Annotated in this window: 9 protein-coding genes; 6 read left to right on the top strand and 3 right to left on the bottom strand. The window is 65.8% G+C overall.

What is annotated here, in order from left to right:
* Nucleotides 1-225 precede the first annotated feature (225 nt).
* The 5 genes from I6F16_RS00405 (at nt 226) to I6F16_RS00425 (ending at nt 6,258) form a co-directional block, all read left to right on the top strand.
* Nucleotides 226-1,440, top strand: coding sequence for an amino acid ABC transporter substrate-binding protein (locus I6F16_RS00405; RefSeq protein WP_225112880.1), 1,215 nt, complete (start codon nt 226-228; stop codon nt 1,438-1,440).
* A 64-nt stretch (nt 1,441-1,504) separates the two neighbouring features.
* Nucleotides 1,505-2,380, top strand: a complete 876-nt coding sequence (locus tag I6F16_RS00410; protein ID WP_109143775.1) for a branched-chain amino acid ABC transporter permease — start codon at nt 1,505-1,507, stop codon at nt 2,378-2,380.
* Complete coding sequence (locus tag I6F16_RS00415; protein ID WP_225112879.1) at nt 2,377-4,047, top strand: branched-chain amino acid ABC transporter ATP-binding protein/permease; 1,671 nt, start codon at nt 2,377-2,379, stop codon at nt 4,045-4,047. Before I6F16_RS00410 ends, I6F16_RS00415 begins: the two co-directional genes overlap by 4 nt.
* A complete protein-coding gene (locus I6F16_RS00420) occupies nt 4,040-4,771 on the top strand; it encodes an ABC transporter ATP-binding protein (protein WP_036028046.1) in 732 nt (243 codons plus the stop codon). The genes I6F16_RS00415 and I6F16_RS00420 overlap by 8 nt, the downstream gene beginning before the upstream one ends.
* A 35-nt stretch (nt 4,772-4,806) precedes the next feature.
* Nucleotides 4,807-6,258 (top strand): aldehyde dehydrogenase, encoded by a 1,452-nt coding sequence (locus I6F16_RS00425; RefSeq protein WP_225112878.1) that lies wholly within the window; start codon nt 4,807-4,809, stop codon nt 6,256-6,258.
* Between the two features lie 54 nt (nt 6,259-6,312).
* Here I6F16_RS00425 and I6F16_RS00430 read toward each other — a convergent pair whose 3' ends face one another.
* From I6F16_RS00430 to I6F16_RS00440, 3 genes are all read right to left on the bottom strand, one after another.
* Nucleotides 6,313-8,553, bottom strand: a complete 2,241-nt coding sequence (locus I6F16_RS00430; protein WP_225112877.1) for a TonB-dependent siderophore receptor — start codon at nt 8,551-8,553, stop codon at nt 6,313-6,315.
* A gap of 326 nt (nt 8,554-8,879) precedes the next feature.
* A complete protein-coding gene (locus I6F16_RS00435) occupies nt 8,880-10,868 on the bottom strand; it encodes a primary-amine oxidase (protein ID WP_225173356.1) in 1,989 nt (662 codons plus the stop codon).
* A gap of 15 nt (nt 10,869-10,883) precedes the next feature.
* Nucleotides 10,884-12,074, bottom strand: a complete 1,191-nt coding sequence (locus tag I6F16_RS00440) for a serine hydrolase (RefSeq protein ID WP_225112875.1) — start codon at nt 12,072-12,074, stop codon at nt 10,884-10,886.
* Nucleotides 12,075-12,257: 183 nt separating this feature from the next.
* Here I6F16_RS00440 and I6F16_RS00445 point away from each other — a divergent pair, with 183 nt between their 5' ends.
* Nucleotides 12,258-13,247 (top strand): helix-turn-helix domain-containing protein, encoded by a 990-nt coding sequence (locus I6F16_RS00445; protein ID WP_109143779.1) that lies wholly within the window; start codon nt 12,258-12,260, stop codon nt 13,245-13,247.
* Nucleotides 13,248-13,250: the final 3 nt, after the last annotated feature.

Raw genomic sequence — 13,250 nt, forward strand, 5'->3', positions numbered from 1 at the left:
ATCTGGGCCCGCGACGCCTCGACGCACTTGGCCACCGAGACCAGAACCGTCCAATCTTTCACCGGATTTGTCCATTGTGCGAGCAAAGCTTGGGATGCTTGCTAGGTCAAGTCCCGGTGGCGGCCGGCTCAATGATGCCGCCCTAGAGAAAGTTGGGATCAAGAGGAAACGACCACTCACTGCGATGCCGACCATCGCTTGAGTGCAACAGGAGGGAGACACGATATGTTTTCAGCGAACCGTCGAACGTTGCTGCGCGTCGTTGGCCTTGCGGCTCTGGCCGGAACGCTGGGGACGTCCTCGGCCGATGCGCAGGAGAAGATCCGGATCGGCTACGCCATTTCCAAGACCGGTCCTTATGCCGGCGGCGCCGGCATCACCACCCTGCCCAACTATGAGCTGTGGGTGAAGGACGTGAATGCCGCCGGCGGCATCAAGCTCGGCGATAAGACGCTGCCGATCGAGGTGGTCGAATATGACGACCGCAGCAGCTCGGAAGAAGCCGTCAAGGCGATCGAGCGCCTCGCCAACCAGGACAAGGTCGATTTCATTCTTTCGCCGTGGGGCACGGGCCTCAATCTCGCGGTCGGCCCGACTCTGAACCGTCTGGGCTACCCTCACCTCGCGGTCACGTCGGTGACCGACAAGGCGCCGGAGCTTGCCAAGCGCTGGTCGAACGCGACGTTCTGGCTCGGGACGTCGGCCCAGATATCCGAGGGGCTCGCCGATCTGCTCGGCAAGCTGAAGAGCGAAGGCAAGATCGGGGCGAACATCGCGATGGTCAGCATCGCCGACCAGTTCGGCATCGAGCTGTCCGCCGCGGGCCGCGAGGCCTTCAAGAAGCACGGCTTCAAGCTCGGCTATGACAAGACCTATCCGATGGGCACGCAGGATCTCCAGCCTCTGTTGAAGGATGCGATCGCGTCGAACCCGGATGCGTTCGTCGCCTTCAGCTATCCGCCGGATACGATCGCGCTGACCGAGCAGGCGCAGCTGTTGAAGTTCAACCCGAAGGTTTTCTATGTCGGCGTCGGCACCGCGTTCCCGCTCTACAAGGGCAAGTTTGCCGCCAACAGCGACGGCGTGATGGGCATCGGCGGTTGGAATGCCGAGTCTCCGCAGCTGAAGGAGTATCTGGCGCGCCACAAGGCCACGACCGGCAAGGAGCCCGATCGCTGGGCGAGCTCGATCACCTATGCGAGCCTGCAGGTGCTCCAGCAGGCGATCGAAAAGGTCGGCAAGCTGGATCGCACCGCTGTCGCGGCGGAAATCCGTGCGGGCACATTCGAGACCATCATCGGCAAGGTCAAGCTGAAGGACGGGCTGCTGCAGGAGGTCTGGAGCGTCGGACAGTGGCAGAACGGCGAGTTCTACGCCCTCGCGCCAACCTCGCTGACGGGCGCGCGCGCCGCGGTCGTGCCCAAGCCGCAGTGGCAGTAAGGCTGGTTGGCAGGCCTTGCGTCGGCGAGGCCTGCCTGCCGTCCGCTCAAGGGGACGCCGCTTCATGTTGCTCGTCGACATCATCCTGCCGGGCCTCGTGCTCGGCGGCATGTACGCGCTGATCGCGCTCGGGCTGACGCTGCAATATGGCGTGGCGCGGATCATGAACCTCTCCTATGGAGAGTCGCTGGTCGCGGCCGCCTTCGGCGCGTTCTCGCTCTACGGCGGCCTTGGGCTGAGCCCGCTCGCGGCGCTGCTGCTGGCGGTCCCGGTCGCGATGGTGCTGAACTGGCTGCTATATCGCTTCCTGCTGGAACGGCTGATGCGGCGCGGCAAGGACCGGGGCGCACAGGAGATCGACAGCATCCTCGTCACCTTCGGCGTTCTGTTCGTGATCCAGGGCGCCATGCTGGTCGCCTTTGGCGGCCAGTACTACAGCTACAGCTATCTCTCCATTCCGCTGACGATCATGGGCTCGACGCTTGCCGTCAATCGGCTCGTCGCGCTGCTGTTCGCGGCGCTGGTCGGCGGCGCCGTCTATCTCGCCCTCACCCGCACCCGGATCGGCACTGCGGTACGCGCCATCGCCGTCGATGCCAACGCCGCGCGTCTCGTCGGCATCGACGTCGCGGCCCTGTCGGGGCTGGCGTTTGCCTTCGGCGGCGGCCTCGTCGCCGTCGGCGGTGTGCTGATCAGCATGTTCCTCACCTTCAATGCCGCGATGGGCGTGGTCTTCACGATGAAGGCGCTGGTCGTCGTCATCATGGGCGGTGTCGGCAACGTCATCGGCGCGCTGGTCGCCGGGCTGCTGCTTGGTGTGGTCGAGACCGCGGTGGCGCGGCTGGTCGATCCCGGTCTGACGCTGGCTGCGACCTACGCACTGTTTCTCGGCGTGCTCGTGATCAAGCCCACCGGCCTGTTCGGCAGGGCGGCGTCATGACGGGGCCCGTCCGCATTCTGCTGTGGTGCGCCGGCCTCGCCCTCGCCGCATGCCTCGTCACCTATCCGCTCTATGCCAACGGCTATTATCTCGCGCTCGGCATCAGCGTGCTCTATTTCACGATCCTGGCGACCGCGTGGGCGATGTTCTCGGGCCCGACGCGCTACATCTCGCTTGCAACGGTCGCGTTCTTCGGGCTCGGCGCTTACACGGCTGCGGTGCTCGGCGAGACCATGCCTTGGCCGGTCGTGCTGCTGGCCGCAGCCGGCGTGGGCGCACTCACCGCCGCAATCACCGGGCTTTCGACGCTGCGGCTGTCCGGAATCTATTTCGTGATCTTCTCCTTCGGCCTGGCCGAGCTGATCCGGCAGCTCGTGATCTGGTACGAGGTCAACATCCACAAGTCGGTCGGCCGCTATCTCTTCAGTGCGGTGACGCAGGACGTTCTCTACTGGCAGCTCCTCGGTTTGACCACGATCGTCTTCCTGGTGGGGTGGATGCTCGGGCGCTCGCGCTACGGGCTGGCCCTGCGCGCCATCGGCGCCGACGAGACCGCGGCGAGCCATTCCGGCATCGATGCCACGCGGATCAAGCTCGGCGTCTTCATTCTGAGCGCGACCTTCATGGCGGTGACCGGCGCGGTGATGGCGCCACGCTGGACCTATATCGATCCGGCCATTGCGTTCAATCCGACCATCTCGTTCCAGGTCGTGATCATGGCCCTGCTGGGCGGCGCGGGCTCGCTGTTCGGGCCCGTGCTGGGCGTCATTCCCCTGGTCCTGCTGTTCGAGGTGCTGACGGCGACGCTGCCCAACCATTTCAGCATCGTGCTCGGCGTCATCTTCGTGTTCATCGTGATGGTGTTGCCGAACGGCGTGATCGGCCTGTTCGGGGCGGGCCGCTGGCGTGTTCCGGCCGGCGGTCCCGCCGCCGCGCCCGCCCGCGCGGGCGATGCACCGCTGCTCGCGGTCGACGGCGTCAGCAAATCGTTCAGCGGACTACGCGCCGTCGACGGTGTCAGCTTCACAGTCACGCCGGGCGAGATCATCGGCATCATCGGCCCGAACGGATCCGGCAAGACGACGCTGTTGAATACGCTGTCCGGGGCGCTGCGGCCCTCCTCGGGCACGATCCGGCTGGGCGGCATCGTCCTCAACGGTATGCGCGCGCACCAGATCGCGCGCCTTGGCCTTGCGCGCACGTTCCAGCTGGTGCGCGTGATGCCGGACCTGACGGTGGCCGAAAACGTTGCGGCGGCGCGGCTGTTCTCGACGACGAACGGCTCGGGCGCAACGGCAAGCGAGCTGCTGGACCTCGTCGGGCTCGGCAAGCTGCAGGAAACGCCCGCGAGCGAGCTGACCTATATCGACCAGAAGCGGCTCGAGCTTGCCCGCGCGCTGGCGCTGCAGCCGCGCCTCGTGCTGCTCGACGAATGGCTGGCGGGCCTCAACCCGAGCGAGCTCGAGACCGGCATCGCGCTGATCGCGAAATTGCGCGATCGCGGCCTCACCATCATCATGGTCGAGCATGTCATGGATGCGATTCGAGCGCTGTGCAGCCATTGCATCGTCATGAATGCCGGCAGCGTGATCGCGCGCGGCGCGCCGGAGGCCGTGTTGTCCGATCCAAAAGTCGTTGCAGCCTATCTCGGAGGCGACGATGCTTGAGGTCGCCGCCCTCTCCCATTTCTATGGCAAGCACCAGGCTCTCGCCGACATTGCGCTCGCTATTGGGCAAGGCGAGATCGTCGCGATCCTCGGCGCCAACGGCGCCGGCAAGTCCACCTTGCTCAAGAGCATCGCCGGGCTGGTCAAGCCTGCCCCCGGCGCAACGATCCGGTTCGAGGGACATCACATTGGCGAGCTGCCCGCCCACCTGATCGTGGAGCGCGGCATCGCGCTGGTGCCCGAAGGCCGCGGCGTATTCGGCGATTTGACGGTTGCCGAGAATCTGCAGCTCGGCGCCTACCCCGCCCGCGCCCGCGCAGGCGAGGCAGACCGGCTCGCGAGGATCCTGCGACTGTTCCCGCGCCTTGCCGAGCGTATGGCCCAGGCCGTTCGCACCATGAGCGGCGGCGAGCAGCAGATGGTGGCGATCGGCCGGGCGCTGATGTCGAACCCGCTGCTGCTCCTGCTCGATGAGCCTTCGCTCGGCCTGTCGCCCCTGCTCAGCCGCGAAGTGTTCCGTGCACTGGCGGAGATCCGTAGCAGCGGCCTCAGCGTGTTGCTGGTCGAGCAGAATGCGCGGGCGAGCCTCGACATCGCCGACCGTGTCTACCTGATCGAGTCCGGCCGCAACGCCGGCAGCGGGCCGGCCAGTGCGATGAAGAACGATCCGGAGGTCCAGCGCGCCTATCTCGGCAAGGCCCGCGCGGCCCCGTCCCCACCATAATCGCTCAATCCCGCCTGCAACCTTTGGAGTGCATCATGAACGCGATCGACCTTCTCATCGGCGGCAAGGACCAGTCGGCCAGCCATCAGCGTACCTTCCAGCGCCACAACCCGATCTCCGGCGACGTCGCGACGATCGTGGCGGCGGCCTCGATCGACGACGCGATGCGGGCCGCGGACGCTGCGGCCGCCGCCTTCCCGGCCTGGTCGCAGCTTGGCCCGTCCGAGCGCCGCAAGCGGCTCAATGCGGCCGCCGACATCCTCGCACGCCGGGCCGCGGAATTCACCGCGCTGATGGTCGCCGAAACCGGCGCCACCGCGGGCTGGGCCGGATTCAACGTGCACCTGGCCGAAGGCATGTTGCGCGAAGCCGCGGCCATGACGACGCAGATATCCGGCGAGGTCATTCCGACCGACAAGCCCGACAATCTCGCCATGGCGTTTCGCCAGCCGGTTGGCGTCGTGCTCGGCATCGCGCCGTGGAACGCGCCTGTGATCCTCGGCGTGCGCTCGGTCGCGATGCCGCTCGCCTGCGGCAACACCGTGGTCCTGAAGGCGTCCGAGATGAGCCCCGGCGTGCATCGGCTGATCGGAAGCTGCCTGGCCGAGGCCGGCCTCGGCGACGGCGTCGTCAATGTCGTGACCAACGCGCCAGAAGATGCGCAGGCGGTGGTCGAGGCGTTGATCGCCCATCCCGCGATCCGCCGCGTCAACTTCACCGGCTCGACCCGCGTCGGCCGCCTCATCGCACTGGCATGTGCAAAGCACCTGAAGCGCGCGCTGCTGGAACTTGGCGGCAAGGCCCCGCTCGTCATCCTCGACGATGCCGACCTCGACGCCGCCGTGAATGCGGCAGCGTTCGGCGCCTTCATGAACCAGGGGCAGATCTGCATGTCGACCGAGCGGATCGTCGTCGACGACAAGGTGGCGGACGCCTTCATCGCCAAGTTCGCCGCCAAGGCCAGGAGCCTTCCCTTCGGCGATCCACGCAAGGGCAATGTCGTGCTCGGCTCGCTGGTCAGTGACGCCGCCTGCGAGCGCGTCCGGGGCCTGATCGACGATGCCGTCGCCAAGGGCGCCGTGCTCGCTGCCGGCGGCCACGGCAGCGGCACCATCATGCCCGCCACCATCGTCGATCATGTCACGCCGGCGATGCGGATCTATGGCGAGGAGAGCTTTGGTCCGGTCGTGACCGTGGTGCGCGTGAGCGGGGTGGACGAGGCCGTGCGCGTGGCCAATGACACCGAGTACGGCCTCTCCTCGGCCGTGTTCGGCCGCGACATCGCCCGTGCGCTCGGCGTTGCCAGGCGGATCGAGGCGGGCATCTGCCACGTCAACGCCCCGACCGTGCATGACGAGCCTCAGATGCCGTTCGGCGGCACCAAGGCGTCAGGCTACGGCCGCTTCGGTGGCAAGGCCGCCATCGACGAGTTCACCGAGCTGCGCTGGGTCACCGTGCAGACCGGGCCCCGGCACTATCCGTTCTGATCGGGCGGAAGGAACAGGTCCGGCCTCCAAGGCCGGACCGTCCTCGCGTTGTGCTCACCAGCGGTAGGTCAGCCTGGCGATGGCTTTCCGCCCTTCCGCGTAGAAGCAGCCCGACATGCTGTAACATGAGGCGACATAGCGGGTGTCGGCGAGATTGGTGACGTTCAGCGCCAGGCGCCAATTGTCCCTGTTGTAGGCCAGCAGCGCGTCGAGAACGGTCGACGATCCCACCTTGAACGTGTTGGCCTCGTCGCCCCAGGTCGCGCCGACATAGCGGATGCCGCCGCCGAACTGCAGGCCGGCGAGCGGCCCGTTCTGCAGCGTATAGTCGCTCCACAGCGAAGCGCGGTTGAGCGGCACCGTAGTTGGCGCCTTGCCGACATTCACCGGATCCTGCGTGACCATGGCGTCGACATAGGCATAGGCGGCGCGCAGGTTCCAGCCATCGGCGAGCGACATCGTGCCTTCGAGCTCGATGCCGCGCGACTTCACCTGCCCGATCTGTTCGTAAAAGGTGGCCGCGGGCACGTACACAGCGACGTTATCGCGCGTCAGGTCGAAGGCGGCGAAGGTGAACAGCGCGTTCCAGCCGATCGGCTGATACTTGACGCCGACCTCGTATTGGACGCCGGTCTCGGGATTGAGCATTTGTCCGCCAAACCCGGTCGCGAGCAGCGGCAGGAACGATTCCGAGTAGCTGAAATAGGGCGCGATGCCGCTATCGAAATTGTACATCACGGCGGCTCGGCCGGTGAAGGCCGAGGCGTCCTTCGCGGCCGTGGTATTGGCGATACCGTTATCGACCTGCGTGGTCACGAAATCCTGACGGCCGCCGAGCTGGAACGAGAGCCGGCCGAGCTTGATCTGATCCTGCGCATAGACGCCGACCTGGGACTGCTTGACGCCGGTGTTGTCGTACATGGCGCCGATGGCGTAGTCGTAGCTGTAGTTCGGGTTGAAGACGTTGATCTCGGGGGACGAGGTCGTGACGCCGAAGGCGGTGTCGCGGAAGGAGGTGTTGCGATAGTCGACGCCAACCAGCGTGGTGTGGCTGAGAATGCCGGTGGTGAACTTGCCCTGGAGCTGGTTGTCCACGGCGAATGAGTTGATGTAGGAGTTGCTGTAGCTGCCATAGCGCGCGAGCTGCCCTGCGGCTTCGTTGGTATAGCCGCCGCCGTAAAACACCTTCTCCTCGTTGTGCTGATAGGCGTAGCGCAGATTTTGCCGGAACGTGACGTTGTCGGTGAAATTGTGCGCGAGCTGGTAGCCGACGGTTGCGATCTCGGTGTTGAATGCGTCGAAGCCCGGCACGCCCGCGAAGAACGAGACCGGGATGGTGCGGCCGTTGTTCGGCCAAACCGTGCCCGAGGCCGGCAGGAACTGAAGGCCCCACCCTGCCCGGTCCCGCTGATAGTTGGCGAGCAGGGTGATGGTGGTGTCCTCGTTCGGCTTGAAGGTGACGGTGGGCGCGATGAAGACGCGATTGTCCTTGCTGAAATCGACCTGGGTCTCGCCGTCGCGCACGACGCCGGTCAGGCGCCACAGCACCGTGCCTTCCTTGTTGGCGGCGCCGCCCATGTCGAACTGGCCCTGATAGCGGTTGAAGCTGCCACCCGAGATCGAGACCTCGCCGAACTGCTGCGCCGTCGGCAGCTTGGTCACGTAGTTGAGAACGCCGCCTGTGCCGCTGCCGCCATACATCGCGGAGGACGGACCCTTGAGCACCTCGATACGCTCGGCCCCATAGGGCTCGAGGCCATTGAAGTGCACGTAGTTGCTGGAGGGAATCCGCAAGCCGTCGACGAAGAGGCCCGGCATCGTCATGTCGAAGCCGCGGATCTGGAGGCCGCCGAAGCGGGTGTCCGAGCCGCCATTGACGTCGCCGCTGACGCCGGCGGTGTAGCGCAAGGCCTCGCCGATCGAGACCGCGCCCTGGTTTCTGATCTGGTCGGTGGTGATGACCGACACCGACTGCGGCGTTTCGATCAAGGGCGTATCGGTCTTGGTGGCGGTGCCGCTGCGCGTCGCGACGAAACCGCGTAACGGTCCGTTGGCGCGTTCGCCCGTTGCACCGTTCGACGATGCCGACTGAGTGGGCGCGGCCTGCTGCGCCGGGCCCCGACGATTGGCGCGTGCGGTTCGCGCCGCCGCAGCCCGTCGCGACGACGCAATCGCCGCTGGACGGGTGCGCTGCGTCGGCGCTTCGACGGTGACAGAGGGAATCTGCGTCTGGGCTTGGGCAGAGCCGAAGGGCACGGCGAGAGCGAGTGTGCTGGCCGCACCGAGGAAGAGCATCTGGATTTGTCGGCGGCGCGTGTTCTTACGCGAAGAAGGTTGGAAATCGGTCACGTCTGTTGAGCCCCACGCACTGCCGGCTATGCCGGTATCGATCTTGATGGCCCGCCCTAACTCAGGCGGTTTCGGAGTGCGATAGGAACGGCGTTAGAATTTCTCCAGACGTGTGCACAGCACGTGCGACGCATGCGCTCATGCGCGCTGCTTCTTTGGGATTGGAATCCTTCCAAATGATCTTGTCAGTGTGTTCGGAACCCGACCGCATGTGACGGCCGTGTCGCGCAATCAGCGTTGCAACCAAAGCCAGGGGTGGGAGCGGATGAAGGTCACGTCCGGTCCGCGTGACAACAGGTCGTGCTCTTCTCGCCAGCCAGCACGCTGCGGCTGTTGCGGTCCGGCGGAAGGTCGCCAGCCGCATTCACCGCAAAGAATCCGGTTGGCTTCAACACGAAGCCGGCATATTCCACCGGCATGATCGGGAAGTCTTCGGGCTTGCAGACATGGGTGTGGCCGAAGGAGTGCCACACCACGATGTCGGCATTCTCGATATTGCGATTCTGCGCGGCATAGCGCGGCAGGCCGTCACCGCCGGCGTGAACGTTGGGATAGTCGCCGCTGGCATATTTCTCGGCCGGATCGAATGCAGTCACCCAGATATGCCTTGTGGCAAAGCCGCCGCGCTTGCGCACGTAACTACCCTCCTGGGCCAGCATCAGCGGGCTGGGATTGACGACGAGCTTGTAGGCCGGTGCACCGCCGACCGAGTTGATCTCGTTCGGATTACTGATCTTCCAGAATCGGCCGGTCTCGCCATTGGCGACCGCTGCGGCGTCGCGCTCGCGCGACAGCACGCGCGTGGTGGTGTCGAACACGTTGCCGTGCGGATTGTCGTCGCCCCAGGGCCGCGGCACGAACTCGTGCTCCGTCACCGTGTTACCGCCGCCGTCGAGATCCATATGCAGGCGGACGTTGAAGAAGTGCTGGTGCGTGGGGCCGCCGAGATTATCGTCGACCATGCCGCCCCATCGGTACTTTTCGCCCGGCCGCACCGCGGCGGTCTGGATGATGCCGGTGAGTTTCGTCTCCAGCTGAATCGTGCCGTCCTGATAGAGATACCAGTAGAAGCCGTAATCGTAATTGCCGACGGTGGCGAAGAACGAGATCACGAGCCGTCGGGATCTCCGCACCTCGAACAAGCCGTTGCGAAACTCGTAGTGCTTCCAGGCAATCCCGTAATCCTCCTCATGCATGCAGATCGCGTTCTGCATGACGAAGGGCTCGCCCTTGTTGTCGGCGGCAGGCACGTCGAAATAGTGGATGTTGCCGAGGCAGTCGCAGCCCAGCTCCAGCGCGTTGGCGAGCATGCCGAGCCCGTATTCGCCGGCATCGAAGGCCGACTTCCAGAAGTGGCTAGCGGTCGGATCGGCGTAAGGCACCACCATCTCGGTAACGCTGGCGCGGTGGATCAGCGACCGCTTACGCGCGCCGTCCTGGTAGGCGAGCTGATGCAGCACGAGACCCTCGCGCGGCGTGAATCCGACGCCGAAGCTCCATTTCTGCCAGTCGACTTTCCAGCCGTCGACCTTGAAGCTCGGCCCTTCCGGCTGCTCGATATGCAGCGGCTTGATGTCGGTGCGCGGGTTTGGCACCTCATGCGCGCCGTAGTTCCGTTTCTTGCGCGGAATCGGCACGATCGGATCTTCATCCGTGAGCTCGATGACCTTGCCCCCGATGAGGTCGACCACAGCGACCACGCCCTCGATCGGATGGGCGTAGCCGTTGTCCTGGAGATGCTCGCGAAAATAGCTGACGGCCCGGACAATGCGGGCGCCGCGCTCGAACTCCTTGTCGAAGAATCCGGAGGAGAACGGGTCGACCTGGACCAGCTCGATGTCCTTGTCGGTCAGCCCGCGCCGAACCATCGCCGCCCGCCAAGCGGGATCGGCCTTCACCACGGCATCGCACTTGAACAACTCTTCCAGCATCACCGGCGGCTGCCCATAGGGCGCCTCGCGGTTCGGCACGACCTTGCGGCCGACGATCTCGCCGCGGCCGAGGTCGACGATATGCTCGATGGCCTCGCCCGTGGCGACGTCGAGCGTCAACGCGAAGGCGCGGCGCCCCACCTCGCCTGAAGCCAGCTCCTGCTTGGTCGGCTCCTCCAGCCGCACCGTCGGGAAACGGCAGTTCGCCGCTGAGGTGGCCGCCGCCCGCACCAAAGCGCAAGCCGCGGTGATCTCGTCGGCCGTCAGCGGATCGAGCGGATGCGGTGTCGCGGTCTGCGCTCGCGGTTGGGCTTTGGTGGTTTCAAGCATGAGGACGTCCAAATATCAGGCGAGATGTGCGGTGATGGCGCGGAAGGCAGCAAACCAGCGCTGGTCGATCGACACGTCCATCGCCTTGGGCTGTGTTGCGAGCTTGACGATGACGGTGTCGGAGTCGAGGTCGACATAGAGGTGCTGGCCGTGAATGCCGATCGCGGTGAGCGCGTTGCGCGAAGGATCGATGGTGAACCATTTGCTGCGGTAGCGCGCGCCCGGGAAGAACTCGGCGAGGTCGCCATCGGCCCACGCCTTGGGATCACCGTTCTCGCGGATATCGTCGATCCACCAGCCCGGCACCACCTGCCGGCCCTCGACGACGCCGCGGCAGCGGATCATCTCCCCGAAGCGGACGAGATCGCGCGCGGTGACCGAGATGCCGCCGGCAATGCGGCCCATGCCGTGGCTATCGAGCGTGAGAGAGCCGTCCTCCTCCGCGCCCAGGGGCTGCCAGAGAAACTCGGAGAGAACAAGATGGTAGGGCATCCCGCAGGCGCGTTCATACACCCAGCCGAGCACCTCGGTATTGGGCGAGACGTAGTGGAACACCTTGCCGTGCGGCTTGCCGCTGCCGCGCAGCGTCGTCAGATAAGCGCGCTGATGGCTGGGCTCGACGTCCGGCGGCGGCACGTCCCAACCCGAGGAGAACCGATAGCGCGCGAGGTCGCCGGCGGGGTCCTCGTAATCCTCCTCGAACTTGATGGCGACGGCCATGTCGAGCAGGTTGCGGACGGTGCAGCCGGCGTAGACCGATGTCTCCAGCTCCGGCACGTAGCGCAGCACTCTCGCCTCCGGATCGACCAGGCCGCGCGCGGCCAGCACGCCGCCGAGCGTGCCAGCGATCGCCTTGCTGATCGAGCAGATCAGATGCGGCGTGGTCGCGCTCATGCCGTCGCCGTACCATTCATGGATCAGCGTGCCCTGATGCATCACGAGGAGCGTGTCGGCAAAGGTTTCGCGCAGCGCGCATTCGATCGTGGTCGCTTTGCCATCAGGCCCGGTGAAGCCGAGCTTTGCCAGTTCGCGCGGGGCGCTTCTCATCGGCGTCGGCTGGGCGGAGCGGCGGATCTCTGCGGTCGGCAGCACTTCGCGGGTGTGGGTAAAACCCCAGCGGATCGCGGGAAAGCTGCGCCAATTGGCGCGCGTCACCTGAGCCTCGGGCGCGGGCGGGCTGCCGCGCATGACATCGGTCGGTCGCATCTCGATCCCTCCGCGAAGCGCCGCCCCGGCTGCGATGCCGGAATGGCAGGACGGAAGCCTGCACCGCGGCGTTGTCGGGCGTTATCGAGATCCGGCAATATTTTGCTGGACAGCGCCCATGGCCGTGCCAGTCTGACGTGGTCCCGGCTGACTGCCGGCTTCGAGGATTTTCGACGTTCTGCCATGGCCTTAAGGGCAACTCTTCCGATTCAGGATTCGGCTGCCGGCTTGCTCCAGGCGAACAGCACGGATGTCGATGAGCATTGCGCAAGCCTCGGCCGCTGGCGGCTGAGCTACGACCAGATCAGCGCCGGCGCGTTCCGGGGCAGTTTCACGCAACTCTCCTTGCCGCGGCTGGAGGTGTTCTGCGAGATCACCAGCCAGCAGGTCCGCCAATATGGCCAGCTTGGCGCCGACAGTTTTGGCATCGGCCTGCCCTGGCACGGCGACGGCGAGCTCAGCTTCAACGGGACCGGTGCCAGCGGCGCCCGCGTCCTCGCCAGCATCGACGCCGAGATCGACATGTGTACCCCGAAGGCCTTCGAGCTGCGCGGCGTCGTTGCCAGCACGGTGTTGATCGCAGAGCTCGCCGCCCGGCTCGACATCGAGCTGCCGCGCACCGCCTGGCACCGGCTGCAGGTGATCGAAATGGCGGAAGCGCCGGTCGCGCGGCTGCGGGCGCATCTGGCCGCCATTCAAGCGACGATCACGACCGCTCCGGCAACGTTCAACGATCCGGCGGCGAGGCAGGCCCTGGAAGACGCCCTCCTCGTCGAAATCATGGACATGCTGCCGACCGCACGTCCGAGCGATCCCGGCCGCAGTGCGGCGGCTCGGAAGCGAACCGTGGATCGTGCCCGCGAGCTGATGCATGGCAGGGGCGATCGCTCGCTCTCGCTGCTGGAGGTCTGCAAGGCCGTCGGCGCCAGCCCGCGCAAGCTCGGTTATTGCTTCCAGGAGGTTTTGGGCACGAGCCCGATGCACTATTGGCGCGCGATGCGACTGAACCGTGTGCGGCGCGATCTCAAGGGCGCCGGCGGCAACGAGACCTCGGTCTACGACGTCGCGGTGCAGCACGGATTCTGGCACTTCAGCCAGTTCTCGCTCGACTACAAGCGTCACTTCGGCGAGCTGCCCTCGCAGACGCTGCGTCGCGCGAGGTGTGCCGCCTGATCG

The organism is Bradyrhizobium sp. IC4060 (assembly GCF_020193715.1).
Classification (GTDB): Bacteria; Pseudomonadota; Alphaproteobacteria; order Rhizobiales; family Xanthobacteraceae; genus Bradyrhizobium; species Bradyrhizobium yuanmingense.